This window comes from Paraburkholderia sp. HD33-4 (assembly GCF_021390635.1).
Taxonomy (GTDB): domain Bacteria; phylum Pseudomonadota; class Gammaproteobacteria; order Burkholderiales; family Burkholderiaceae; genus Paraburkholderia.
On record NZ_JAJEJS010000001.1, the window covers coordinates 1,976,024 to 2,001,862 of the forward strand.

At 64.9% G+C, this 25,839-nt stretch carries 17 protein-coding genes; 8 read left to right on the top strand and 9 right to left on the bottom strand.

The genetic code is table 11. From position 1 onward, the window contains the following. Positions 1–122 precede the first annotated feature (122 nt). Genes L0U84_RS08730 through nirB form a run of 3 tightly spaced genes read right to left on the bottom strand, consistent with a single transcriptional unit; the run spans position 123 to position 7,301 of the window. Positions 123–4,307, bottom strand: coding sequence for a bifunctional nitrate reductase/sulfite reductase flavoprotein subunit alpha (locus tag L0U84_RS08730; protein WP_233849274.1), 4,185 nt, complete (start codon positions 4,305–4,307; stop codon positions 123–125). Positions 4,308–4,356: 49 nt separating this feature from the next. Next, positions 4,357–4,722, bottom strand: a complete 366-nt coding sequence (nirD, locus tag L0U84_RS08735; RefSeq protein WP_233849275.1) for a nitrite reductase small subunit NirD — start codon at positions 4,720–4,722, stop codon at positions 4,357–4,359. Between the two features lie 38 nt (positions 4,723–4,760). Next, entirely contained in the window at positions 4,761–7,301 is a 2,541-nt protein-coding gene (nirB, locus tag L0U84_RS08740; protein ID WP_233849277.1) for a nitrite reductase large subunit NirB, read from the bottom strand. A 609-nt stretch (positions 7,302–7,910) separates the two neighbouring features. Between nirB and cobA the strand changes: the two genes are divergently transcribed. Then, on the top strand, positions 7,911–8,711 hold the full coding sequence (cobA, locus tag L0U84_RS08745) for a uroporphyrinogen-III C-methyltransferase (protein WP_233849279.1): 801 nt from the start codon (positions 7,911–7,913) through the stop codon (positions 8,709–8,711). A 92-nt stretch (positions 8,712–8,803) separates the two neighbouring features. Here cobA and L0U84_RS08750 read toward each other — a convergent pair whose 3' ends face one another. Then, on the bottom strand, positions 8,804–9,685 hold the full coding sequence (locus L0U84_RS08750; RefSeq protein ID WP_233849281.1) for an MOSC domain-containing protein: 882 nt from the start codon (positions 9,683–9,685) through the stop codon (positions 8,804–8,806). Between the two features lie 235 nt (positions 9,686–9,920). Here L0U84_RS08750 and L0U84_RS08755 point away from each other — a divergent pair, with 235 nt between their 5' ends. From L0U84_RS08755 to L0U84_RS08780, 6 genes are all read left to right on the top strand, one after another. Beyond that, positions 9,921–11,378 carry a trypsin-like peptidase domain-containing protein gene (locus L0U84_RS08755; protein WP_233849283.1) on the top strand — a complete coding sequence of 486 codons (1,458 nt, stop codon included), beginning with the start codon at positions 9,921–9,923 and terminating at the stop codon, positions 11,376–11,378. Positions 11,379–11,433: 55 nt separating this feature from the next. Next, a complete protein-coding gene (locus L0U84_RS08760; protein ID WP_233849284.1) occupies positions 11,434–11,865 on the top strand; it encodes a carboxypeptidase regulatory-like domain-containing protein in 432 nt (143 codons plus the stop codon). A gap of 262 nt (positions 11,866–12,127) precedes the next feature. Further along, positions 12,128–12,748 (top strand): ubiquinol-cytochrome c reductase iron-sulfur subunit, encoded by a 621-nt coding sequence (gene petA, locus L0U84_RS08765; protein ID WP_233851981.1) that lies wholly within the window; start codon positions 12,128–12,130, stop codon positions 12,746–12,748. 373 nt (positions 12,749–13,121) lie between these two features. Beyond that, entirely contained in the window at positions 13,122–13,379 is a 258-nt protein-coding gene (locus L0U84_RS08770; protein ID WP_233849285.1) for a hypothetical protein, read from the top strand. A 541-nt stretch (positions 13,380–13,920) separates the two neighbouring features. Beyond that, positions 13,921–14,325 (top strand): heme-binding protein, encoded by a 405-nt coding sequence (locus tag L0U84_RS08775; protein WP_233849286.1) that lies wholly within the window; start codon positions 13,921–13,923, stop codon positions 14,323–14,325. Between the two features lie 81 nt (positions 14,326–14,406). Next, positions 14,407–16,581 (top strand): malate synthase G, encoded by a 2,175-nt coding sequence (locus L0U84_RS08780; protein WP_233849287.1) that lies wholly within the window; start codon positions 14,407–14,409, stop codon positions 16,579–16,581. 71 nt (positions 16,582–16,652) lie between these two features. Here L0U84_RS08780 and galU read toward each other — a convergent pair whose 3' ends face one another. Together galU and L0U84_RS08790 are read right to left on the bottom strand one after the other, a co-directional pair. Continuing rightward, entirely contained in the window at positions 16,653–17,570 is a 918-nt protein-coding gene (galU, locus tag L0U84_RS08785) for a UTP--glucose-1-phosphate uridylyltransferase GalU (RefSeq protein WP_233849288.1), read from the bottom strand. A 286-nt stretch (positions 17,571–17,856) separates the two neighbouring features. Further along, positions 17,857–18,000 (bottom strand): hypothetical protein, encoded by a 144-nt coding sequence (locus L0U84_RS08790; RefSeq protein WP_008921966.1) that lies wholly within the window; start codon positions 17,998–18,000, stop codon positions 17,857–17,859. Positions 18,001–18,259: 259 nt separating this feature from the next. On the opposite strand from L0U84_RS08790, the gene L0U84_RS08795 reads away from it, so the two are divergent. Continuing rightward, a complete protein-coding gene (locus tag L0U84_RS08795; RefSeq protein WP_233849289.1) occupies positions 18,260–19,507 on the top strand; it encodes an acyltransferase family protein in 1,248 nt (415 codons plus the stop codon). 117 nt (positions 19,508–19,624) lie between these two features. On the opposite strand, the gene L0U84_RS08800 is transcribed toward L0U84_RS08795, so the two are convergent. The 3 genes from L0U84_RS08800 to L0U84_RS08810 all read right to left on the bottom strand — a co-directional run bounded on the left by L0U84_RS08800 (position 19,625) and on the right by L0U84_RS08810 (position 25,805). After that, positions 19,625–22,078 carry a glycosyltransferase family 4 protein gene (locus L0U84_RS08800; RefSeq protein WP_233849291.1) on the bottom strand — a complete coding sequence of 818 codons (2,454 nt, stop codon included), beginning with the start codon at positions 22,076–22,078 and terminating at the stop codon, positions 19,625–19,627. Further along, complete coding sequence (locus tag L0U84_RS08805; RefSeq protein ID WP_233849293.1) at positions 22,075–23,541, bottom strand: flippase; 1,467 nt, start codon at positions 23,539–23,541, stop codon at positions 22,075–22,077. Before L0U84_RS08805 ends, L0U84_RS08800 begins: the two co-directional genes overlap by 4 nt. Before the next feature lie 62 nt (positions 23,542–23,603). Next, positions 23,604–25,805 carry a hypothetical protein gene (locus tag L0U84_RS08810; protein ID WP_233849294.1) on the bottom strand — a complete coding sequence of 734 codons (2,202 nt, stop codon included), beginning with the start codon at positions 25,803–25,805 and terminating at the stop codon, positions 23,604–23,606. Between the last annotated feature and the right edge of the window lie 34 nt (positions 25,806–25,839).

A 25,839-nucleotide genomic window follows, 5' to 3' on the forward strand; every position in this document is an offset into this window, starting at 1 on the left:
TTCATCGGGGTTTTACATGCAAGCGTCGTGCCATGCTGGCGTCTGTTTCGAGGCTTTTTTTAAGGCCTTTTTCGAATTGCGAGGGCACCCTCGCCGCTCGCAATCCGCATGAGTCGAGCTGCTCAATACACGTCGCGTGCATAGCGCTTTTCGCGCGTCAGACGGCTCACGTATTCGAGTGCTTTGTCTTCGCTCATGCCGCCGTGCGTCGCGATCACGTCCTTCAGCGCCGCATCGACATCGCGCGCCATCCGGTTCGCGTCGCCGCATACATAGAAATGCGCACCGTCTTCGAGCCATGCCCACAGTTGCGCACCGTGTTCGCGCATGCGGTCCTGCACATAGATCTTGTCGGCCTGGTCGCGCGAGAACGCGACATCGAGTCGGGTCAGCAGACCGTTTACGCGCATCGCTTCCAGTTCGTCGCGATAGTAGAAGTCGGTCGCCGCATGTTGTTCGCCGAAGAACAGCCAGTTGCGTCCGCGCTCGCCACGTGCTTGCCGTTCGTGCAGAAAGCCGCGAAATGGTGCGATTCCCGTGCCGGGTCCGACCATGACCATTGGCGTGTCCGAATGATGAGGAGGACGAAAGTGCGCGGACTTCTGCACGAACACGGGCACGTCCATGTCGCCTGCGCGATCCGCGAGAAACGTCGACGACACGCCCTTGCGGTGCCGCCGCCCATTGGTGTAACGCACCGCCGATACCGTCAGGTGCACCTCGCCCGGATGCGCCTTCGGGCTCGATGCGATCGAATACAGACGCGGCTGCAGGCGCTTGAGCATGCCGGTCAGCTCGGCGGCATTGAGGCTCACCGGGAACTCGTGCAATACGTCGGCGAGCTGCTGTCCCCACAGCCATTGCTTCAGATCCGCCTTGCGTTCAGGCGCGAGCAGATCGCCCAGCGCGCCGTTGCCGCTGCGCGCGGCGACGAACGCCAGCGCTTCGGCGCTCGGCCGGGCGATCTCGTAGTGCTTGCCGAGCGCATCGGCGAGCCGCATGTCGCCAATACCCGCGACGTGCACCGAGGCCTCCGCATGCAAACCGCTCAGCGTGATCAGTTCGTCGACGAGTTCGGGGCAGTTGCTCGGGCACACGCCGAGCGCGTCGCCCGCTTCGTATTCGAGGTTCGTTTCGCCCGTTTGCAGCGACACGTAGCGCGTATCCTTCGCGGCGCCCTGCCGGTTCAGGCGCAGATTGCCGACGACGCGCGACGCGGCCGGCCGCGCCTTCGTCGGCACCGCACCCACCACCGCGTTGATCATGCCGCCCGGCGGCACCGCATGCAGCGCGGCATCCGCCTGCTTGATGCAGACGATCACGCGTTCGAGCCATGCATCGGCGCTTTGCTGATATTCGCTGTCGCAGTCGACCCGTTCGGTCAGACGCAGCGCGCCTTGCGCGGCGAGCCGCTCGTCGAGACGGCGGCCGTGACCGCAGAACTGATCGTAGTTGCGATCGCCGAGCGAGAGCACCGCGAAACGCACGCCATCGAGGCGCGGCGCGGTGGCGGCGTTCAGATGTGTCCAGAAGTCCTGCGCGTTGTCGGGCGCATCGCCGTCGCCGAACGTGCTGGTCATCAGCAGCACGTATTGCGCTTTCGCGAGCGCCGCGAACGAATAGTCGGCCATGCACGCGGTACGGATTTCGAAGCCCGATTCCATCAGACGCGTCGCGTAACGCTCGGTCAGCGATTCGGTGTTGCCGGTTTGCGAGGCCCACAACAGCGTGACCTTCGGACGCGCACGCACGATGCGCACGCCCGATTCGCGTGCCTCCGGTTGCGCGGAATCGGGCGGCAACGCGGCGGCTGACGTCTGCGCCGTCGTCGCGCTGCGGCTATACAGCCCCGCGAGCAGACCATCGACATAGAGCCGCCTCGCCGCATCGAACGGCGCGCTGTGCGGCAGCACCGGCACGTTGTCGAGGCCTTGCGCTTCGGCCGAGCGCAGGCCGCTGACGAAGCCCGTCAGATACGCGCGCTCCGCATCGCTGAGCGACGGCATGGGCACGGGCTCGGGCGGCAATTGCAGCAAAGTCGTGAGGGCTTCGATACGAGGCATGGGTCGATCCTTGGCGCTGGGCGTTAAAACCGCTGCGTCGGCGGGAGTAGAGAGCGCGTCGTCGCCGTTGCCCGTGTCCGCGGCGCGATCGGCTGGCACTGGACTCAGCGCGACCGCGCAGACTTTCAGTTCGGGCTGCAGTGAAACCGGATCGACCGCGTCGTTGGTCACCGCGTTGATGCAGAGATCGTCGCCGAACACGTCGTTCCAGTGCATCGGCGCAAAGCATTGGCCGGCGCTCACACGATCGGTGATGACGGCGGGCAGCACCGCGCGGCCGCGCCGCGAACGGATCTCGACCGTGTCTTTCGCGCGAATGCCGAGCTCGGCCGCGTCGTCCGGATGAATCTCGACGAAGGGTCCCGGGTTCAGCTTGTTCAGCATCGCGACCTTGCCGGTCTTGGTCATCGTGTGCCATTGATGCTGCACGCGGCCCGTGTTCAACACGATCGGAAACTCGCGATCGGGCAACTCGGCCGCGGGCTGATACGCGCGCGCGAAAAACTTCGCCTTGCCGCTCGCGGTCGGGAACGCGATACGCGGGCGGCTGCCGTCTTCGGACTCCCTGAGCGTCTGGCTCACGCCGTCATTCAGATAGCGAAGCGGATTGCGATCAGCCGCATCGGCTGACGCGATCGGCCACTGCAGCGGCGAGTCCTTCAAGCGGCGATGGCTCGCGCCGCGCAGGTCGTAGCCGGTCGCCGGATTCGCCGCGCGCGTGAGTTCGGCGAACACTTCGTCGGCGCTCGCATAGCTGAATGCGTCGGCAAAGCCCATTTCACACGCGATGCGCGCGATGATCTGCCAGTCGGGCAACGCCGCGCCGGGCGGCTCGATGGCCTGCTGCGCGAGCGTCAGATTGCGCTCCGAGTTGACCATCACGCCTTCGGCTTCGGCCCACAGCGCGCCGGGCAGCAGCACGTCGGCGTAGCGGTTGGTTTCGGTATCGAGGAACGCGTCCTGCGCGATCACGAGTTCGGCCGCGCGCAAACCGGCGATCGCGGCCTGCCGGTTCGGCACGGTCGCGACCGGATTCGTGCAGATGATCCAGCACGCCTTGATGTCGCCCGCGGCCATGCGCGCGAACAGGTCGATCGTGCCGTTGCCCGCGTCCGCTTTGAGCGTGCCCCGCGCTATGCCCCACAGTGCTTCGACGAACGCGCGATCTTCCTCAACCAGCGCCGAGCGCTGACCCGGCAGACCCGGGCCCATGTAGCCCATTTCGCGGCCGCCCATCGCGTTCGGCTGGCCCGTCAGCGAGAACGGTCCACTGCCGCGCCGGCAGATGCGGCCCGTTGCAAGATGCAGATTGCACAGCGCATTGGTGTGCCACGTGCCGTGCGTGCTCTGGTTCAGGCCCATCGTCCAGCAGCTCATCCAGTCGTTGGCCGACGCGATCATCTGCGCGGCGCGGCGGATGTCGTCGGCGGCGAGGCCGGTGATGCGGGCGACGTTCTCCGGCGTGTACCCGGCGAGAAACGCGGGCATCGCGTCCCAGCCTTCGGTGTGTTCGGCGATGAACGCTGCATCCGTTGCGCCGTTTGCGTGCAGCAGATGCAGCAGACCGTTCAGCAGCGCGAGGTCGGTGCCGGGTTTGATCTGCAGGAACAGATCGGCTTTCTCGGCGGTCGTGTTGCGACGCGGATCGACGACGATCAGCTTTGCGCCCGCTTTCACGCGATCCATCATGCGCAGGAACAGGATCGGATGACAGTCGGCCATATTCGCGCCGCTGACGAAAAACAGGTCGGCGTGATCGAAGTCTTCGTACGAGCCGGGCGGCCCGTCCGCGCCGAGCGACAACTTATAGCCGCTCGCCGCGCTTGCCATGCACAGGCGCGAGTTGGCTTCGATATTGTTCGTGCCGATAAAGCCCTTCGCGAGCTTGTTGACCAGATACTGCGCTTCGAGCGACATCTGCCCCGACACGTAAAACGACAGCGCATCGGGACCATGCTCGTCGAGCACACGCCGCAGACGCGTCGCGGTGTCGCTCAACGCCTGCGCCATCGGCAGCGGCACCGGGTCTTCGTCGCGCGCATGACGCACGAACGCGCCTTCAAGACGCCCCGACTTGCGCAGCGCGACGTGGGCCGACTGTCCTTTGGTGCAGAGCCGGCCGAAGTTGGCCGGATGCTCCTTGTCGCCGGCGATCTTCACGACCTGGCCGTCCTCGACGTGCAGCACCATGCCGCAGCCGACGCCGCAATACGGACACACGCTCTTTACGCTGGTAGCAGTCATGCGCGAATGATCTGGTTGGAAATCGGAACGATGGAGAAAGACCGCTACGTCAAACCGCGACCCACACCTGGCCGTTTTCGACGCGCGTGGCAAACGCGCTGACCGAAAACGACGGCGTTTCGAGGCATTCGCCGGTGCGCAGATCGAAGTGATGCTTGTAGATCGGCGAGGCGACCACGATGCGCTCGCCGAGACTGCCGACGAGTCCGCGCGAGAGCACCGCCGCGTGCGAACCCGGATCGAAGTTTTCGATCGCATAGACCGTGGGCGCGGCCGGCGACTCCACTTCGCCGCCGTCCACGTGAAACACGGCCACCTGTTCGCCGTTGACGAGCGCGCAAACGCCGGTGTTCGGCACGATGTCGTCGATCGCGCAGATCGCGGTCCAGGCGCGGGGCAGGCGTTCGTTCTTCATGACTGGGCTCCTTTGAGTTAAGCGGAAATCGGATGAGGTCAAACCGTCTCGACGACGATGGGAATTTCGATGCGCGGCACCTGCCGCTCGGCGGGCGTGGCCGGGCGGATCTGCCCGCGCTCTTCGACGAACGCGACATTGCCATCGGACTCGCCGCTGTTGACGAAATGGCGGAAGCGCTTGCGCGTCTCGGGATCGGTGACGGCCTTCTTCCATTCGCACTCGTAGGTCTCGACCACGTGCCGCATCTCCACTTCGAGTTCGGCGGCAACGCCGAGGCGATCGTTGACCACCACGTCGATCAGATAGTCGAGGCCGCCTTCGAGGTTGTCGCGCCACACGCTGGTGCGTTGCAGCCGGTCGGCGGTGCGCACGTAGAACATCAGGAAGCGGTCGATGTAGCGCACCAGCGTTTCCTTATCGAGGTCCGCGGCGAGCAGCTCCGCGTGACGCGGCTTCATGCCGCCGTTGCCGCACACGTACAGATTCCAGCCCTTCTCGGTGGCGATCACGCCGACGTCCTTGCCCTGCGCTTCCGCGCATTCGCGGGTGCAGCCCGACACGCCGAACTTGATCTTGTGCGGCGTGCGCAGCCCCTTGTAGCGATTCTCGAGTTCGACCGCGAGACCGACCGAATCGCCGACGCCATAGCGGCACCACGTCGAGCCGACGCACGACTTCACGGTACGCAGCGATTTGCCGTACGCGTGGCCCGATTCGAAGCCGGCCGCGATCAGCTCTTCCCAGATCGACGGCAACTGTTCGACGCGCGCGCCGAACAGATCGACACGCTGACCCCCGGTGATCTTCGTATAGAGGCCGTATTTCTTCGCGACCTGCGCGACCGCGATCAGACCGTCGGGCGTCACTTCGCCGCCCGGCATGCGCGGCACGACCGAATAGGTGCCGTCGCGCTGGATGTTGGCGAGGTAGTAGTCGTTGGTGTCCTGCAGCGACGCGTGCTCCTTCTTCAGCACGAATTCGTTCCAGCACGACGCGAGAATGCTCGCGACCGCCGGCTTGCAGATATCGCAACCGAGCCCGCGGCCGTGCCTCGCGAGCAACGCGCCGAAACTGCGCAGCCCCTCGACGCGCACGAGGTGGTACAGCTCCTGGCGCGAATACGGGAAGTGCTCGCAGACGTGGTTGTTGACCGCGAGGCCCTGCTTCTTCATCTCGGCCTTCATCACCTGCGTGACGAGCGGCACGCAACCGCCGCACGAGGTGCCCGCGCCAGTCGCGCTCTTCAACGCGCCGATGTCGGTCGCGCCCGCGCACACGGCCGCGCATAGCTCGCCCTTCGACACGTTGTTGCACGAGCAGATCTGCGCGGCCGCGGGCAATGCCTCGACGCCGAGCGCCGGCTTCGCACTGCCGTCCGCTTGCGGCAGGATCAGGAATTCGGGCGACGCGGGCAGCTCGATGCGGTTCAGCATCATCTGCAGCAGCGTGCCGTATTCGCTCGCGTCGCCGACCATCACGCCACCGAGCAGATACTTGCCGCAATCGGACACGACGAGCTTCTTGTAGATCTGTTTGCGTTCGTCGCTGAACTGGTAGGTGCGGGCACCCGGCGTATTGCCGTGCGCGTCGCCGATGCTGGCGACGTCGACGCCCATCAGCTTCAGCTTGGTGCTCATATCGGCGCCCGCGAATTCGGCCGCATCGCCGAGCAACTGCTTCGCGACCACGCGCGCCATGTCGTAGCCGGGCGCAACGAGCCCGAACACCTGACCTTGCCACAGCGCGCATTCGCCGATCGCGTAGATGTGCGCATCGCTGGTGCGGCACGCGTCGTCGATGGCGATGCCGCCGCGCGCGCCGAGTTCGAGGCCGCATGCACGCGCCAGATCGTCGCGCGGACGGATGCCCGCGGAGAACACGATCATGTCGGTGTCGAGATGGCTGCCGTCGGCGAACTGCATGCGGTGCGTGCCCGCTTCGCCGTCGACGATCGCCGTGGTGTTCTTCTGCGTGTGCACCGTGACGCCGAGTTCTTCGATCCGGCCGCGCAACACGCGCCCGCCGCCGTCGTCGACCTGCACCGCCATCAGGCGCGGCGCGAATTCGACCACGTGGGTTTGCAGGCCCATATCGCGCAGCGCCTTCGCGCATTCGAGACCGAGCAGCCCGCCGCCGACGACCGTGCCCGTTTTCGAGCGAGCGCCGCATTCGCGCATCGCTTCGAGATCGTCGATGGTTCGATATACGAAGCAGTCGCCGCGCTCGCGGCCCGGCACCGGCGGCACGAACGGATAGGAGCCGGTCGCGAACACGAGGCGGTCGTACGGCAGCGTTTCGCCGCTCGCGAGCGTCACCGTGCGCGCGTCGCGATCGACCGCGACGGCCCGCGCGTTCAGCTTCAGTTGCACGCCGTGGCGCTCGAAGAAGCCCGGCTCGACGAGCGACAGGTCATCGGCGGTCTTGCCCGCGAAGAACTCGGACAGATGCACGCGATCGTAGGCCGGTCGCGATTCTTCGCCCAGCACCGTGACGTCGAGATCGTGCGCGGCCTGCTGTGCGAGGCATTCGACCAGTTTGTGGCCGACCATCCCGTGACCGATAACGATGGTTTTCATGAGCGCGCTGTCCTCTGGTGTCTGGCGAAAGCGGTTGCGGAAATAAAAACGGCGTCCCGCGAATCCAGCCGAGGGCTGAATCCGGGGGACGCCGTTGTCCTGTTCGGTGCTGCGGGGCGCGTGCAGTCGTGCTGCATGCGCGACGAACCTCCGTTGGTCCGATGGCTACCCTTATCGCAAAGGCCGTGCCAATTGAGATAAATGCGTCGGAAAGCGCGGCGTGGCGGGGATTTTCGGCGCATCGCACCGCTTCGGCGCGCCGCCCGCACGCGACGCGTTTTGAGGCGGCAAAGCACAGGGATGGTGCGACGCAGCACTGCGGACGTGCGAAACGAAGGCGCACGCCCGTGCGCTGGTCGGCATGTTTTCCGCGTCAATCGCAGCGTCTGACAACGACTTGCGCGCCTTGATCCGATCGATGGCGTGGTCCTTGCATTGATCGTTCGCAACGTCATCGCGGCAACGTCGTCGCGATGCACAGAATCCATCAGACAACAGGCAATGCAATGGACAACGGCGTCCCCTCGTGGGCTTCACGAGCGGACGCCGTTTTCGTTGCGAGCCACGAGAAGCCAACAGCGGAAACCCACCGCACACAAGGACATGAACATGAACACCACCACCGGCAAGGTCACGCTGCTGAGCGCGGGCCCAGGCGAGCTCGACCTGCTGACCCTGAAGGCCGTCAAGGCGCTCGCGGCCGCCGACGTCGTGTTGCTCGACGACCTCGCGAACCCCGACATCGTGACGCTCGCGCCGCAGGCGCGCGTGATTCGCGTCGGCAAACGCGGCGGCTGCCGCTCGACGCCGCAGGCGTTCATCGAGCGCCTGATGCGGCGTTATGCGCTGAAGGGGCTGCACGTAGTGCGCGTCAAAGGCGGCGAGGCGCTGTTGTTCGGCCGCGCGGGCGAGGAACTCGCGGTGCTGCGCGACGCGGGCCTCGCGGTCGACATCGTCAACGGCATCTCGTCGGGCTTCGCGGCCGCGGCGGGCCTCGGCATGTCGCTCACGCACCGGCGCCATTGCCACGGCGTGAGCTTCGTCACCGCGCATACCGAAGATCACGGCGAACCGGACTGGGCCGCGCTCGCCGCGACGCGCACGACGCTCGCGATCTATATGGGCATGCGGCGCATCGACGGCATCGCCACGGCGTTGCTCGCCCATCTGCCGGCCGAAACGCCAGCCGCGGTCGTGCAATGGGCCGGCGGCAGCAACGAGCGGCGCCTGTTGACACGCCTCGACCGGCTCGCCGCCGATGCGCTCGGCGCGGGCTTCGGCAGTCCGGCTGTGATTCTGGTGGGCGATGCGGTCGGCGAGAGCGCCGAAGCGCCCTGCTGGGAACGCGAAGGTCGCGGCGATCGAGGTGGGGATACGTTGCCCGCGTCGGCGATTGCGCGGGCGGCCTGACGGCGGATCGAAGCGGGCGTGCGGAACTCGAACGTGCCGGCCCGCTTGACGAAAGCATCATCGAGGCAGGCCTTGCCCGCCTTCCATCCAGTTCAATCGCCGAACCCGAGCTCCGCGTCGACCTGCTGCCCGACCCGCAGCCACGCCCCCGCCCCGCTCGCGACCAGCGCGTTGTTGCCGAACGTGACTGCGCCGTTGAAGCGTTCGCTGACGCGATAACCGAGCATCGTGTCGGTCGGCTCGTTCGGCCAGGCGGGATCGGGCGCGCCGCGCGCCTGATCGATGGTCGGCATCGGGCAGCGCGAGCACAGCTTGACGAGACGCAACTCGACGCGCGCGCTCGCGTGCGCATCCGTGTCGACGGCGAGCGTCTCGACATAATCCTCTTCATAGGCATCGAGGCCGCTGAGCACGATGTTGGGCCGAAAACGATCGATTCCGATCGACGGTGCGCCTTTGCCGTTCAGGCGCGCGTTCAGATCGTCGAGCGAGGCCTGGCCGATCACCAGCAGCGGAAAGCCATCGGCAAAAAACGTCGTGGCGCCCCCCGTGCTGTCCGTATAGTCGGGGTCGACGATGCGTTCGCGCTCGGGATCGAAGCGCAGCAGGCGCGCGGGCAAACCGAGGAACTCCGTGAACCAGGCCGCCGTTTGTGCGCCGGTGTCGAGCCCGTAAGCCGCGTCGTGCCACACCGCGGTATCGACCCTGGGCGCCGCGGCGAGCCGCGCGGCATCGAGCGGCGTGCGCAACTCACGCATACCCGGCGCGCTGACGATCAGATCCTCGTCGCCAAGCTCGACCTTGATCAGCGCCATGCGCGGATACGCGCGCTGCGTGAACATCGTGCCCTGAGCATCGATGACCATCCAGTTGCGGTCGTATTCGAGGCCCGTCGCCAGCAGGCGCGCCTCATAAAGCGGGATGCCCGCGCAGGACTTGATCGGATAGACGAAAAGCTCGCTGATGGTTGGCATGATTGCACGCGCCTCGTGCGCGAAGTTTCGGTGAAGACGGGGACTGAAAATCAAGCCGTATGGTACCGAATTTGGTGTTGGTGCGGACGCGCGAGCCGCACTCTCCCATAACGTCTCGTTTAAGCCTGCTTTAAAAATCGCGACCTAGATTCAAATCACAGCAGCACGGAGAACGCATCGCCCCGATGCGTTACTCCGGCTCAGCCGACGCAGCTACTCTTGTCGGGGGCATGTGATGCGACGCGACAACCTCAAGTACCTCCTGATCTCGCAATGTCTGAGCGTGGCGGTGTCCACGGGCTGCATGGCGCAATCCCCCCCGAACACCGCAAGCTCTGAAACGCGCATGCCGGCTGTCAGACTGCCTAACGATGGCGACGCACCCGCGGTAGTGACGGACTTCTCGCGGCTCGTCAACGAAGAAGGTAACGCAGTCGTCCATATCGATGCGACGGCCGCCCGACCCGCCGCCGCCCTCACCCCGCTCTGGCCCCCGGCCGGGAGCGAAGACGCCCCCCTTCCCCGGCTATTCGGGCCTTTCTCCGCCGGCGCCCCTGGCATCACGGACATGCCTTCGCAGCGCGGCGGCTCCGGCTTCATCGTCGGCGCGGATGGCGACATTCTCACCGACTCCAGCGTGATAGCCGGAGCAACTCGAGTCACGGTGACGCTGACCGACGCTCGCCAGTTCAAAGCCACCGTGGTTGGCAACGATCCAGCGAGCGGTGTCGCGTTGCTAAAGATTCCTGCCGCGAACCTGCCGACCGTCAGCATTGGCTCGCTATCCGGGACGAAGGCCGGTCAGTGGGTGGCCTCCATCGGGTCCCCGCATGGACTGAACGACACGGTGACGGCGGGCATCATCAGCAACATGTCGCGGCCCCTGCCGGGCGAGTCGTATGTGCCGCTTATCCAGACCGACATGACCGAAAACGCGGGCGATGCAGGCAGCCCGGTTTTTAGTCTGAATGGCAACGTGATCGGTATGGAGATGCCTGTCAGCAAAGAAATTGGTGATGTCGGAGGACTCGCTTTCGCGCTGCCGATCGATGAAGCGATGAAAGTTGCACAACAACTGCGGCTGCACCACGAGGCCGAACATGGACGCCTCGGCATCACGATTGAGGACGTCAGCTGGCCACTTGCGCAATCTTTCGGCCTGAAGAAGCCCGAGGGCGCGCTCGTCAGTTCGGTCGACCCGCGAGGACCTGCGGCCACCTCCGGGCTCAGACCAGGCGACGTCATCGTGAAGATCAATGGGGCTGCCGTTCCAGATTCGACACAGTTGCCCCTCACGGTGGCCGATCTCACACCGGGCACATCCGTACGTCTCGCGTATTGGCGCGACAACGCCATGCACGCTGCGACAGTCACGCTCGGCCGCCTGAATGCCGCTGCTGACGAGCCCGCGGCCATCGCGCAGGCCACTGCCCCCGATGGATTGACCGTGCGTGGTTTGACGGCGCAGGAGCGGCGCGACGCAGGTGTCGAAAGTGGCGTCCGGGTAGAAAAGAGCACCGGCGCCGCCGCGCTCGCCGGGGTCGAGCCGGGAGACATCATCCTGATGGTCGACAGCACTCATGTATCGAGTCCCGCCCAGTTCCGGCAGAAGGCCGGGAACAGCGGCAATGCGGTCGCGCTATTGGTCCAACGAAATGGTCAACGCATGTTCGTCAGCATTGATATTGGCTAGCAGCGCAGTGGCGGGCGCGTACCCCACCGCCACGACATGTTATGAGGAGTTCGAGATGAAACAGCTGGCAATCGTGCAAGTTGGCTTGACGGCGCTGCTGCTGGGCGCAGGCGTGCAGTTCGCATTCGCGGCGCCTCAGTCTTTACCGGCTCTACAGCATGAAGGCGATATTGCGTTCCTGAGCGGCGGCATCGGCCTTGGCCAATCCACCGCTATCAAGGAGGTCATGCCACGGTATCCGCTCACGCTCGAGTTCGCGGGCAACGCGGCTAGCGGCAACGAGTACCTCGCGGATATACCGGTGACGCTATCCGACATGCACGGCAAGACGGTCCTGCGGACCACCGCAAAGGGGCCCTTCCTGCTGGCGTCGCTGCCTCACGGCCGATATAGCGTGAGCGCTACATACAACGGCAAGACTGAGCGTCGGGACGTGAATATAGCGCCGTCATCGCATGTGCATGAGCTGTTTCTGTGGCCCCTGTAGACCGGCGCGGCAGGGGGGCCTGCGGCACCGAAGTCCGACGCCTGCCGTGGCATGCGAGCGCCACTATCGCTGGCCGTGACGTTCGGATCCGATCGAATGTCCCGCGTCCGAATGCGAAGCGCCAATGCCATTCGCGCTGACGCGGGTACCGGTTGCGATATGCGCCGCCACGCCTGTGGTTGCGCTGCTCGCGCGAGGTTCGTTCGGTAGCCGGTACCCCTAAAAAGTCGCCGTGGGCAATCGAACCGACCCGGAGCTTGTCATGAAAAACGGTTCCAGCGAGCCTCTCGACGAACGCCGCCGTAGATGGCTCATCGCAACATCGGCCGTCGGCGCCATCGGAAGCGTGGCAGCCGTCGTTCCTTTCGTCGACTCGTTCGCGCCGCCAGCGAGTGCGAAGGCCGCCGGGGCGCCAGTGCGCGCCGACCTCGGCAAACTCGCGCCCGGCAGCATGATGACGATAGCGTGGCGCGGCAAGCCGGTATTCATCGTCAACCGAACCGATGAGATGCTCGCGGCTGTGCTCAAGGCCAATCCGATGGTCGCCGACCCGCATACCGAGCATCCGTTTTCGATACCGCTGCCGGCCTACTGCAGCAACGAATATCGGTCACGCCCGGAGCATCGCAACCTACTCGTGGTGATCGGCGTATGCACCCATCTTGGCTGCACGCCGCTTCCTCGCTTCCAGTCCGGAGCGCAACCGAGTCTGCCCGACGATTGGCCCGGGGGCTTTCTGTGTCCTTGTCACGGCTCGACTTACGACCTGGCCGGTCGCGTGTTCAAAGACAAACCCGCGCCCCAGAACCTGGATGTACCTCGGTACATGTTTGCGTCGTCCACGAGCATCGTGGTCGGGCAGGATGAAAAAGGCGAGGCATAGCCGCGCGCGAGCGGATGCGAAGTCCGTAGCGCCAGCGTTGGCATTTCTTCGGCTCCCGCTCAACCGGCGGCAACTCGAAGCCATGTCCGCATTCCGTTGGCAGGATGGCTGGCACCGCGCACGGCGCGTCACCGCACTGCGAAGAAAAACGGCGAACATCGTCGCCGCGGTGCGGAGAAAACTTTTAAGCCTGCTTTAATCGGCGCTGCATAGATTGAAAGCGTACCAGGGCCGCCCCTGCCTTCAACGAGCCGACGATCGATCCGCTGTCGCAAACGCGGCACGAAGCTGATCGCGGCAGAGTCCAGATCTCCGATACTGACAGACAGTTGACGGGCGCCCTCCTGGTTCTCTCGCGCAAGGAGGACAAATCATGCGTACGCTGCCTGCATTATGTGCCGGGATCTGTTTAGGCTTCGCCCACCTCGCTGTCGCGCACCCGACCTCGCACGTCGTCCTGAACACTGGGTGCAAGGATTTCTCCGCGATCGCCGTTCATCAACGCGCACCAATAGCTGACTGGGTAGCGCCGCCGGCTGGTCATCGTGCTCGCCCGACCGACAGCGCGATCATCGTCAATGCTGCCGCGCCGGCTGGCCTCATTGTCGACGAATGCAAGAAGCCGACCTGATTCAGGTCGAACCCGGATCGAACGCCTGTTCGAGCCCATCAGCCAGATCTGGCCGCCCTCCACTGGTTTGGACCAGCCCGTGGGCGGCTGGCTGGTGTTCGCGCCACCCGTGCACTGATCTGGATCACGCGTGAAAACGTGCAGCGGGCCTCGACCGCTGGCCCCCGTCGTCCGATGATGAGCCGAACACGTCGCCCTGCGCTACGACTCGCGGCGCGGCCATTGTCTGGCCGCGATGAACTCGTCGAACATCAGATCATCCACTGGTCGAATTCCTTGTCTTTCGAAGCGCTGCGCGCTCGTGTGCCGCCGCGCGCATGGCGCGTCGCAGCGGCAGCGTCGAGCACATAGGCAGAGCTGCCCAGGGAAGCCGCCGTTTCGCGCTGCGTCGCGCGGAAGTAAAATCGTCGGATCAGGCGCTCGCCGGAATGGCGCAGGAAGTCGCCAATGGAGCTGAGGGAGCTCCCCAGACGACCGGCTCGCCGGTCACCGAGAGCGCCTGTAGAAGCTTCCCTCCCATCTTCGAGACAGGAAATTCACTATGCTGAGCAAACCCGTGTTGACCGTAACCGAGACGACCCGGATTCTCGACGCCGCCCGCGCGGAAGCCGAGAAGAACAAGTGGGCCGTCGCAATCGTCGTCTCGGACGACGGCGGTCATCCGCTCGCGGTGCTGCGTCTGGACGGCGCGGCGCCGTCCACCTCGTATATCGCGACCGAGAAAGCGCGCACCGCGGCGCTCGGCCGGCGCGAGACCAAGGTCTATGAAGACATGATCAACAACGGCCGCACCGCGTTCCTCAGCGCGCCGCTGCAGGGCACGCTCGAAGGCGGCGTGCCGGTGATCGTCGACGGCCACGTGGTCGGCGCGGTCGGCGTGTCGGGCGTCAAGTCCGAGCAGGATGCGCAGATCGCGAAGGCCGGCATTCACGCGCTCGGCGTTTGAAGCGCCGAGCGCCAAGGCAATCCCGTGGCTCAACGCGGACCGATGCCCCCCTCGTCGGTCCCATAACAGATGGAGCAGTCGATGACTCAGATGAACCCGCGCGGCGGACTGCAGGTCGCCGCCAACCTCGACCAGTTCGTTGAAACCGAGGCCCTGCCCGGCACCGGAATCGACAGCGCCGCCTTCTGGTCGGGTTTCGACGCCCTCGTGCACGAGCTGGCGCCCAAAAATCGTGCGTTGCTCGCCGAGCGCGACCGGCTGCAAAGCGAACTCGACAACTGGCATCGGGCCAATCCCGGCCCGGTTCGGGATGTACGCGCGTACCGCGCGTTTCTCGAAGGCATCGGCTACATCGTGCCCGTGCCCGCCAGCGTAGAGGCCACGACCGACCAGGTGGACAGCGAAATCTCCGGGCAGGCCGGCCCGCAGCTCGTCGTGCCGCTGTCGAACGAGCGCTACGCGCTGAACGCCGCGAACGCGCGCTGGGGCAGCCTGTACGACGCGCTGTACGGCACCGACGCGATCCCGGAAACGGACGGCGCCGAAAAACAGAAGGGCTTCAACCCGGTGCGCGGCGCCGCGGTGATCGCCTATGCGCGCAAGTTCCTCGATCAGGCCGCGCCGCTCGCGAACGGCTCGCATGCCGACGCAACGCGCTATAGCGTCGAGAACGGGCAGCTCGTCGTCGCGCTGAAGAGCGGCACTGCTGCGCTGAAAACGCCCGCGCAGTTCGTCGGCTATCAGGGCGAAGCGAGCGCGCCGTCGGCGGTGCTCATCAAGCACAACGGCCTGCACGTCGAGATCCAGATCGATGCGAACGATTCGATCGGCAAGACCGATGCCGCCCATGTGAAGGATGTGGTGGTCGAAGCGGCGGTCAGCACGATCATCGATTGCGAGGACTCGGTCGCGGCCGTCGACGCCGACGACAAGGTGCAGCTCTATCGCAACTGGCTCGGCCTGATGAACGGCGACCTGACCGAACAGGTCACGAAGAACGGCAAGACCTTCACGCGCCGGCTCAACGCGGATCGCGAGTACACCGGCGCCGACGGCAAGTCGCAGGTCAAGCTGCATGGCCGCTCGCTGCTGTTCATCCGCAACGTCGGCCATCTGATGACCAACCCGGCCGTGCTGACGAAAGACGGCCACGAGATTCCCGAGGGCATTCTCGACGCGGTGATCACGACGCTGTGCGCGCTGCGCGACCGTCAGAACAAGCTCAATTCGCGCACCGGTTCGATCTACATCGTGAAGCCGAAGATGCATGGGCCGGCCGAAGTCGCGTTCGCGAGCGAGCTGTTCGCGCGCGTCGAAGACCTGCTGAAGCTGCCGCGCAACACGATCAAGATGGGCATCATGGACGAGGAGCGCCGCACCAGCGTGAACCTGCTCGCCTGTATCGCCGAAGCATCGGCGCGCGTCGCGTTCATCAACACGGGCTTCCTTGACCGCACCGGCGACGAGATGCACTCGGCGATGCAGGCGGGCCCGATGATGCGCAAGGGCGACATGAAGTCGAGCAAGTGGATCACGTCGTACGAGCGCAGCAACGTGCTGGTCGGCTTGAGCGCGGGCCTGCGCGGCCGCTCGCAGATCGGCAAGGGCATGTGGGCGATGCCCGACCTGATGCACGCGATGCTCGAGCAGAAGATCGGCCATCCGAAGGCCGGCGCGAACACCGCGTGGGTGCCCTCGCCGACCGCGGCGACGCTGCACGCGCTGCACTATCACCAGGTCGACGTGCAGGCGGTCCAGCAGGAACTCGAACGCACCGACTACGCGAAGGTATATGACGAACTGCTCGATGGCCTGCTGACGATTCCGGTCGTCGAGAAGGCGCAATGGAGCGACGAGGAAATCCGCGCCGAGGTCGACAACAACGCGCAGGGCATTCTCGGCTACGTGGTGCGCTGGATCGACCAGGGCGTCGGCTGCTCGAAGGTGCCGGACATTCACAACGTCGGCCTGATGGAAGACCGCGCGACGCTGCGGATTTCGAGCCAGCACATCGCCAACTGGCTGTATCACGGCGTGATCAAACGCGAGCTCGTCGAGGAGACGTTCAAGCGCATGGCCAAGGTCGTGGACGGGCAGAACGCGGGGGACCCGCTCTACCAGCCAATGGCGCCGGGCTTCGACTCGATCGCGTTCAAGGCGGCGCAGGCACTTGTGTTCGAGGGCCGTGAGCAGCCGAGCGGCTATACCGAACCGCTGCTGCACAAGTTCCGGCTCGAGGTGAAGAAGCAGGGTTGAAGCCGTCCTGCTGAAACGACAGCGGGCGCCGCGCAATGCGGCGCCCGTTTTTCGTTGCGGGCCTGATAAGCTTAAGCGGCTTCGGCCGTCAATTGCCCCGCTTCGCCGGCCGTCGCTTCGTTCTGCATATACGCCTGCAGATACGCCTCGAATTCAGCCTTGACCTCCGGATGGCGCAGCGCGAATTCGACGGTCGCCTTCAGATAGCCGAGCTTGCTGCCGCAATCGAAGCGCGTGCCGAAGTAGCGATACGCGAGCACCTGCTCTTCGGTCAGCAGCGACTGCACCGCGTCGGTCAGTTGCAGCTCGCCGCCCGCGCCCGGCTTCAGCGCGCGGATATGCTTGAAGATCGTCGGCATCAGCACGTAGCGGCCCACCACGCCGAGGTTCGACGGCGCCTCTTCCGGCGCCGGCTTCTCGACGATGCCCGACAGCTTGATCACATTGTCTTCCCACTCGCGGCCGTCGACGACGCCGTACGAGCGGCTGTCCTCGCGCGCGATCGTTTCGACGCCGATCACCGAGCTGTGATAGTGATTGAACGTATCGACGAGCTGGCTCATCACGGGCTTCGTGCTGTGCAGCAGGTCGTCGGCGAGAATCACCGCGAACGGGCTGCCGCCGACCAGTTTTTCGGCGCACAGCACCGCATGGCCGAGACCGAGCGCTTCGGCCTGGCGCACGTAAAAGCAGTCGACGTTGGCCGGCTTGATGCTGCGCACGAGATCGAGCAGTTTCTGCTTGTTGCGCGCTTCGAGCTCGGATTCGATCTCATAGGATTTATCGAAGTGATCTTCGATCGCGCGCTTGCTGCGGCCCGTCACGAAGATCATCTCGGTGATGCCGGCGGCGATCGCTTCTTCGACCGCGTACTGGATCAGCGGTTTGTCGACGATCGGCAGCATTTCCTTCGGACTTGCTTTGGTAGCCGGCAGGAATCGTGTCCCGAGGCCCGCTACGGGAAACACGGCTTTGGTGACTTTCAGCATGGTAGGCATTCCCACATCGGTTAGAAGTTGGTGTGTTCGCGGACCTGGCGGCCAATCGATGTCGGCGCAAGACTAGCAGAAAAAACTGCAAGGTTCACGGAAGCTATTTATCTTCGATTTAATTCGGATAATTCGTCCATTAATCGCAATTCGTTATTGCGAAGATTCGACGAAATTATTACGTGCATATTGCCGGACGGTGATCGTTCGGATCCGAAAGTCTTACCTTTCGGACGGCCGCCGGCATGCGCCATCTGGCGATCCGGCGACCGGTTCGGGCAGCGCGTCATTCCTGTTCGTCGACCGGCGGCAGCTTGCCCGGGTTCATGCGATAACGCCGGATCGGCTCGTTGCGCAGAGCATCGCGGTAGGCGGAGGCGGCCACCAGGATCAGCAGGACGGCCACGCCGGCCAGTAAATGCAGGTTCATGACTTCACCTCGGGTCAGATAATCCTTGCTTTAAATTAGCACGACAAAAGCGATAAATAATTCGACGCTGCAGACGTCGACGCGCAATTACAATTCGTCACAAAATCGATGCCGAATTCAATCTGAAATGCAATTTTTTATTCATTTTTCGGGTTTTCGGTGCTCTAGCATGGAGGCGTCGCGGGTGCGCCAGACGCCCGCTCGAAGGGCTGTTCCGCGTCAATTCTTCCTCTTTTTCCGCTTCAGATAAGGACCGCGTATGAGCGACCCAGCACTGGATGCCGCCGGCTCATCCCTGCCCCTCTCCCCGCTGCCGCGCCCGGAGAAAAACCCTGCCGCGGCGCTCGCGCGCAGCGATAGCGCGGGCAAGGAACATGTGATCGACGCGATGCGAGGCTTCGCCGCCCTGCTCGTCGCGTATTTCCATTGCCGCCAGATCGTGTGGGTCGGCATGCAGGCGTTTCATCAGAACGTCGGACATGCGCTGAACCTGAATACACTCGCCGCGTATCTGACGTTTCCGATCGCGTGGGGCTCGGCCGGTGTGCCGCTGTTCTTCGTGATCAGCGGCTACTGCATCCATCGCGGCGGCGCGCTGCGGCTCGCGGGCAACCCCGCTTACCGGCTCGATGCGGGCAACTTCTGGCTGCGCCGCTTCGCGCGCATCTATCCGGTGCTGCTCGCGGCGCTCGTGCTGACCTTCGCGCTCGATTCGTTGAGCCTGCAATTGCCGCCCGTCAGCCACAAGATTCGCGACATCGGTCTGCACGCGTTTCTGGTCAACCTGTTTTCGCTGCAGGGTGTGGCCGGCAAAACGTATGGCTCGAACGGCGCGTTGTGGACGCTGTCGCTCGAAGTGCAGTTCTATGCGATCTATCCGCTGCTGTTCGCGCTGCGGCGGCGCATCGGCATGAACGCGGTGCTTGCGCTCGTCGCGGTGATCAACCTTGCGTCGGCGTACGGGCTAGAGCGCCACGATCTGCAGTTCTTCACGTCGTACTGGTTCTCGTGGACGCTCGGCGCGTGGATCGCCGATGCCAGGGCGCGCAGCGCGCGCGAAACGCACGCGCCCGCCTCGCTGTACCTGCTCGCGGCGGCCTTGATCGCGGCAGGCTGCGTCGCGTTTCATTTCGGCCAGTACGGCGCATTCCAGCTCTGGGCGCTCGGCTTCGCGTGCTACCTGTACAAGGCGCTCGATGCGCGCCATGCCCCGCCGCGCGAAGCGGCCGGCGTGCTCGCGCCGCTTCGCGCGGCGTCACAGGCACTGTCGCGGCTGTTGTCCCGCTTCGGTGACTTCAGCTTCTCGCTGTATCTGATCCATCTGCCGATCTTCGTGCTGCTGTCGTCGTGGCTGTTCCGCTCGTCGCTGCAGATGTCGATCTGGCCGTCGTTCGGCTACATGCTGATCGCCGTGCCGGCCGCCTACGTGTTCTATCGGCTGGTCGAGCTGCCGGCGATGAACTGGTCGGCGAGCCTCAAACCCAAATCCACTCGCGCGGCGCGATAAAAAAACGGAGCGAAGGTCGTTCGACTTTCGCTCCGCTTTCGCTCCGTTTTCGCTCCGTTACGCAAAACTAGGACTGGCCACGCCCCTGTCTACCCTCCTCGCGCAAAAACCAACGCTTTACCGCGCGGCCACTCCCTTCAGAATCGCCGCGACGCCATCCACATAGCTGCGCGTGCCGAAGCGCTCCTGCGCGGTCCGATAGCCGTTCCTGACCAGCTTGTCGCGCAAGTCGCCGTTCGAGCGCAATTCGGCCAGCGTATCGGCTAGCGCATGCGCGTCGCCCGGCGTACACAGCACGCCGTTCTCGTAGTCGTCGATGATTTCGAGCACACCGCCCGCGCGCGACGCCACCACCGGCCGCTGCGCGAGCATCCCCTCGACGATCACGCGGCCGAACGGCTCGGGCGTGATCGACGTATGCACGACCGCGTCGACCGCGCACATGCAGGCCGGAATGTCGTGCTGGAAGCCGAGAAAGTGCACCCGCCCGCCCAGCTCGTGCTCCGTGACGAAAGCACGCAGCTCGAGCTCGTACTGGTCCTCGCCGAACAGCGCCGCGCCGACCAGCACCGCATGCATCTGCGGGTTGAGCACCATCGCTTCGAGCAGCACGTGCTGCCCCTTCCAGCGCGCGAGCCGGCTGAACGAGCCGACGAGGAACGCGTCGCGCGGCAGATTCAGGCGCTCGCGCAGCAGCGCTTGCGGCACCGTGCGCAACGCGTCGAACGGCTGCGCGGCAATCCCGTTGAACACGACGTCGATGCGCTTGCTGTCGAAGCGCGTGAGCTTCGCGAACGCCTGCGCCGACGCGGCCGAATTGGCGATCACATGCGTGAGGCCGAGCCGCGCGCACCACTTGATGATCGCGAGCTGCTTGCCGCCGAAATGCTCGGCGCTGACGATGTCGCGCAGATGCCAGACCACCGGCCGTCTCGCAAGCTTGCCGGCCACTGCGCCGATCACCATCGCTCGCTGCGTGTTGGCGTAGATCACATCGACCTTGCGTGCGCGCTTCGCGGTGGCACGCACGAGTGAAATCAGCCCCTTCAATGCCTGGCCTTTCGGCAGCGAACCGCCTTGCTTGCGGACATTTTTCAGCACGCCCGCATCGAGTACGGTGACCGCGACGCCCGCTTTGGCGAGTGCGGTGTGGAACGGCCCGTCGTCGAACAGCACGACCTCGATGCGCGAGCGCAGCGCCTTGACGATTTCGAGCAGCGACAGCTCGGCGCCGCCGAGCACGCCGCTCTGATCGACCGCGAGAACCCGCGGCACGTTCGCGGCGCCCTGCCCGGCCGGCAGATACGGCGTATAGGCCGGCAGCGTCGACCCGCGCAACGCGGGCACCGACTCGCGCACCAGCGCGAAAAAGCGCTCGCGGAAATGCGCGGCCGAAAACTGCTCGGCGTTGGCGCGGCAATGGTCGGGCTGGAACCGGTGCCCAAGCTCGTCGAAACGATTGACCGCCGCGATGATCGAGTCGGTATCCTGCTCATCGAAGAACATGCCGGTCGGCTTCGGCTCCGACAGATCGCGCACGGTTTCGAGCGCCCCGCCCTTGCCGTATGCGATCACCGGCGTGCCGCAAGCCTGCGCCTCGACCACCGAAATGCCGAAGTCTTCTTCGGCCGCGAACACGAATGCCTTCGCCCGGCTCATGCGGTCCTTCAGCACCTTGAACGGCTGATAGCCCATGATCTCGACGTTCGGCCCCGCCTTTGCGCGGATCTTCGCCATGTCGGGTCCGTCGCCGATCACGACGAGCTTGCGCTCGGGCATCTGCGCGAACGCCTCGACGATCAGATCGATCTTCTTGTACGGCACCATCCGCGACGCGGTCAGATAAAAGTCTTCCTTCTGCGCGCACAGCGTGAACGCCTCGACGTCGACCGGCGGGAAGATCACTTGCGCGTCGCGCTGATACACCTTCTTGATGCGCCGCGCGATGAACGCCGAGTTCGCGACGAAGCCGTCGACCGAGTTCGACGTGCGGATATCCCAGTTGCGCATGTAATGCAGAATCAGCCGCGCGAGCGCCGACTTCGGGCCATTGGTCAGCTTCGACTGCTGCAGATACTGATGCTGCAGATCCCACGCATAGCGAATCGGCGAATGCACGTAGCTGATATGCACCTGGTCCGGACCGGTCAGAATGCCCTTGGCGACCGCGTGGCTGCTCGAAATCACGACGTCGTAAGCCGACACGTCGAGTTGCTCGATCGCGAGCGGCATCAGCGGCAGATACGAGCGGTATTTGCTGCGCGCGAGCGGCAGCTTCTGGATGAACGAGGTCGTCACCGGCTTGCCGCGCAGGAAGCTGCGGTCGTCGAGAAAGTCCACGAGGCTGAACAGGTCCGCATCGGGAAAGCACGCGATGATCTGCTCGAGCACTTTCTCCGCGCCCGCGTAAGTGACGAGCCAGTCGTGCACGATCGCGATGCGCACGTTTTTGCCCGGACGCGGTGCGATACGGCGCGTCGCCGGCTGCATGGCGGGCACGCTCGTCAGTTCGTCGAGCGCGCTGCGCGTAGCGGGCCTCAGCAGGTTCTCTTCAAGGACGTCTTGGTTCATGCGCTTTTCCTCGGATTCAGTCGCAATAGCAGTGAACGCGCAAGATTGCGCAAGGCGGGCGTCATCGTGATCGACCACGCGACGTTCGCGCCGACCATCAGCACGCCGGCGGCGATCGCGAGCGCGAGGCCCGGCAGGAAGCTCGCGAGCCACAAGCTGGCAAGCAGGAAGGCGAGATGCGCGAGCATGTCGAGCACGATCTGGCGCGAGCGGATCGCGGCGAAATGCAGCAGCACCGCGTAGTCGAACAGCGCGCGGGCGGAAACCGCCACCGCCGCGCCGGTCAGCCCGAAATGCGTGATGCCGAGCCACAAACCGCCGGCGAACAGCGGCAACTCGACGAGGCCGATGCGCGCGGCGGTGGCCGGATTGACCTGCGACTGGATCAGGATGCGCGTCACGTTCGCCTGACCGACGAGCCACACGGCGACGATCATGATGCGGCCCACCGGCGCCGCGACCGTTGCGATCTCGTTGCCGACCCACAGATGCAGGAACGGTTCGAGCACCAGCATCGCGACGAGCGCGACCGGCGTGAACACGCCGTTCAGAAATTCGAGCGACTGCTGCGTGATCGTGTCGGCATCGGCGCGGCCGACTGCGGACAGACGCGGAAACAGCGTGCGCACCAGCGCGGTCGGCACGATGTTCAGACGCGTGACGAGATTCTGCGGCACCGTGTAATACGTGACGAAGCGCGCGCCGAGCCGCGAACCCAGCATGACGCGATCAAGCGAATCGGCGACCATCGTCGTCACGCTTGCGATCAGCATCCAGCCGCCGAAGTTGAACAGCCCCTTCGCGACGCCGAGCCGCGGTGGCTGAATGCTGCGTATTTCAAGCACTTTCAGCGCATAGCGGCCGAGCAGCAGCGCGGCGAGAATCCGCGCGACCACCGCCGCGGCGAGCACGTTCTGCAAGGTCGCGCCGAGCCACCACGCGGCGCCGAGCGGCAGCAACTGGAACAGGAACGTGCCGATCGTCTGGTTCGTGTTGTAGACGCCGAAGCGTTCCGCGCCGTTGATCGCGCCCGCGAACACCCACGACACGTTCGCGATCGGAATCGCGACCGCGAGCCACGGCAGCGCCATGTAGACTTCGTGCTGCAGTTCGGGCGATACCTTCGTGAAATATGCGGTGTACAGAAACGCGCCGAAGTAGATGATCAGACCGCCGATCACGCCGGTCGTCAGATTGAGCCACGTCGCGCTCCAGAACACGCGCGCGCTTTCCTGCTGATCGCCCGACGCGCGCGCCTTCGAAATATGATTCTGCGCGGCCATGCTCATGCCGAGATCGAGAATCCCGAAGTAGCCGATCAGCGTCCACACGAGACTGATCACGCCGTAGCGCTCGACGCCGAGCAGCCGGATATACGACGGCACGGTCACGAGCGACACGAAGGTCGGCAGCACGAGCCCGAAAAAGTTGATCGCTACGTTCCTGAGAATGCCTTTGTCCATCGAATCCCTTGGGTTTTGCGGTTAGATTGCGTGCGCGGATGCGTCAGCGAGGCCAACGCACCTCAAGGCTTCCAGCGATACATCAGCACCTTGCCGCGCGCGTCTTCCTCGACGAACACGAGATACTCGCCATCGCTTCGTTTTGCCGCGCTGATGCCGTTCGGCACGTCGACCCAGCCCGACGCGCGGCCCACTTCGGGGCCCGGCCGGATCACGCCGAGCTCCTTGCCGCTGTCCTTGTCCCACACGTGCACCGCGCCGACCGGCTCGACGCCGAACACGTATTGCCCCTCGAGCGTGAGGCCGATGATCGTCGCGATCGGCTTGCTCTGCGTCTGCCACGGCAGTGTGATCGCGTAGCGCTGCACCGGCTTGCCGCTCGACCACTTGTCGTAGCGCACCAGCACGCGCCCCACTTCCTTCCAGAAGCCCTGGGCGGTCGGCATATCGGCCGTATAGCCGCTCACGTACATCGTGTCGGTGTCGGGCTCATAGATCGCGCGATGCAGTTCGCTGAACGGCGCCGGCACCGGATACTGCGTCAGGTTCGAATACGAGTAGAGCGGGTTGCCCTTCGCATCGAGTCCGCCGAAACGGAAGCGATAGATGCCCTTCGTATCGCGGGTGCGCCAGATGTCGCCGGCCGTATCGACCCACCAGCCCCAGCCGCCCGCGAGCTTCGTGCCGCTCGTGTTCAGCGTGTATTCGTCGCGCTCGAAGCGTCCGTCGCCATTGGTATCGCGCCAGATCCAGTCACCGCCCGGCGGCGCATTGGGCACCTTCGAAACCGCGCGTTCGCGGCCCGCGATCAGGCCGGAAGGAATCGCTGTCTCGCCGTCGTGCTGCGGATCGAAGCGGTAGATCTTCAGATGGTCCGCGTACATGTCGGTCAGATAGAGGAACGTGTGCCCCTTCAAGCGCCGCGCGATCGGCAGGCCCGGATACTGGTCGGTATGAAACACCGGGTCGTCCGGATACTTGAACCGGTTCGACAGGAAGCCCGCGTATTTCCAGTCCTGCCCGGACGGCTTCGACAGATCGAGTTCGAAGCGCTTGTTGCCGGTATAGACGCTGTCGGGCCGGGCCGGATCGATCCACGCGCCGTCGACGAACAGCAGCCCCTCGACCTGCCAGTTGCGTTTGCCGTCGGGCGCGTAGCTTTCGAGCGTCGCGCCGAGGCCCGCGCCGATCGGCTCATAACGCGGACCGATGCCATTGGTCGACACGTACACGTTGCCGCGCGCATCGACGCCAACGCCAGTCAGCCCGTTGAACCGCAACGGTCCCGGCTTGCCCGCGACGCCGCTGAAAATGCCGCCGCGCTCGCCGAGCGTGCCCGATTCAACATAGCGGCCGTCGCGCTTCGAGAAGAACAGCACCTGCTGGCGCGGGCCGTTGTCGGCGATCAGGATGCGGCCCTGCGCATCGACGGCGAGGTCGACCGCGACCGTATCGGCCGGCAGCGTAATGGTCTCGTCGATGCGCTGACCGGTCGCCGTGTAATGCTCGATACCCGGCGCGCGATCGCCGCGCGTGCCGCTCAGCACCCATAGCGTGCCGTCGGGCGCAAGCGCGAGACGTCCGGGCTCATGCACGTTCCACGTCGCCTTCTGCTGCATCGACTCGGCATCGTAGACTTCGATGCGATTGCGCGCGGTATTCGCCGCGTAGAGCGTCGTGTCGTTCGCGGCGAGCCCGCCGATCTCCACGTTGGTACCGGTCGGCACGTCGTTCATCATCAGAAAGCCGGCCGCGAGCTGCGCATGCGGGTCCGCGTTTTTCGCGGCGGGCTGAAACGGCGCGACGCGCTTCGGGTCGTCGAGCAGGCGCCGCGAAATGCCGAACCATTGCTTGCCCTTGTCCGGCCACACGCCCGGCTCGACCAGGTGCCCCTTCTCGTTGCCGACCGCGATCGCGACGAACGCGTACTTGCGGTTCACCGCGACCGCATTGCCGCCGGCGTTACCCCAGCCATGCGTGCCGCCCGCGAAGCCGAGCATCTTGCCGTTCTGGTAGACGCTCGCTTCGGCGCCGCTTTCGTCCCACGGCGCGTTCGTATAGACCTTGCCGTCGGGCGTCACCGCGATCGCGGTGATATTGATCTGCGTCCATGTGCCATCGCCAAAGCCGAAGCTGTTGCCGATCCACGAGGTCTTCGCGTTCAGCGCGGTTTCGGCGCGAGCCGGCAGACTGGCCGATGCGGCGACGACGCCGGCAGCGCAGACTGTCAGGGCGAACCAGCTTTTGAACGAGAAACGAGGCAAGGCGGAACCTCCAGTCGATGTCCGGTCAACGCGA

Excerpts from the sequence above, each read along its gene's own strand:
- cobA (WP_233849279.1), top strand. The coding sequence starts at position 7,911 with ATGAACACCACCACCGGCAAGGTCACGCTGCTGAGCGCGGGCCCAGGC.
- L0U84_RS08775 (WP_233849286.1), top strand. The coding sequence starts at position 13,921 with ATGCTGAGCAAACCCGTGTTGACCGTAACCGAGACGACCCGGATTCTC.
- L0U84_RS08780 (WP_233849287.1), top strand. The coding sequence starts at position 14,407 with ATGACTCAGATGAACCCGCGCGGCGGACTGCAGGTCGCCGCCAACCTC.
- L0U84_RS08760 (WP_233849284.1), top strand. The coding sequence starts at position 11,434 with ATGAAACAGCTGGCAATCGTGCAAGTTGGCTTGACGGCGCTGCTGCTG.
- galU (WP_233849288.1), bottom strand. The coding sequence starts at position 17,570 with ATGCTGAAAGTCACCAAAGCCGTGTTTCCCGTAGCGGGCCTCGGGACA.
- nirB (WP_233849277.1), bottom strand. The coding sequence starts at position 7,301 with ATGAAAACCATCGTTATCGGTCACGGGATGGTCGGCCACAAACTGGTC.
- L0U84_RS08770 (WP_233849285.1), top strand. The coding sequence starts at position 13,122 with ATGCGTACGCTGCCTGCATTATGTGCCGGGATCTGTTTAGGCTTCGCC.
- L0U84_RS08795 (WP_233849289.1), top strand. The coding sequence starts at position 18,260 with ATGAGCGACCCAGCACTGGATGCCGCCGGCTCATCCCTGCCCCTCTCC.
- L0U84_RS08800 (WP_233849291.1), bottom strand. The coding sequence starts at position 22,078 with ATGAACCAAGACGTCCTTGAAGAGAACCTGCTGAGGCCCGCTACGCGC.
- L0U84_RS08755 (WP_233849283.1), top strand. The coding sequence starts at position 9,921 with ATGCGACGCGACAACCTCAAGTACCTCCTGATCTCGCAATGTCTGAGC.
- L0U84_RS08730 (WP_233849274.1), bottom strand. The coding sequence starts at position 4,307 with ATGACTGCTACCAGCGTAAAGAGCGTGTGTCCGTATTGCGGCGTCGGC.
- nirD (WP_233849275.1), bottom strand. The coding sequence starts at position 4,722 with ATGAAGAACGAACGCCTGCCCCGCGCCTGGACCGCGATCTGCGCGATC.
- L0U84_RS08790 (WP_008921966.1), bottom strand. The coding sequence starts at position 18,000 with ATGAACCTGCATTTACTGGCCGGCGTGGCCGTCCTGCTGATCCTGGTG.
- L0U84_RS08750 (WP_233849281.1), bottom strand. The coding sequence starts at position 9,685 with ATGCCAACCATCAGCGAGCTTTTCGTCTATCCGATCAAGTCCTGCGCG.
- L0U84_RS08805 (WP_233849293.1), bottom strand. The coding sequence starts at position 23,541 with ATGGACAAAGGCATTCTCAGGAACGTAGCGATCAACTTTTTCGGGCTC.
- petA (WP_233851981.1), top strand. The coding sequence starts at position 12,128 with ATGAAAAACGGTTCCAGCGAGCCTCTCGACGAACGCCGCCGTAGATGG.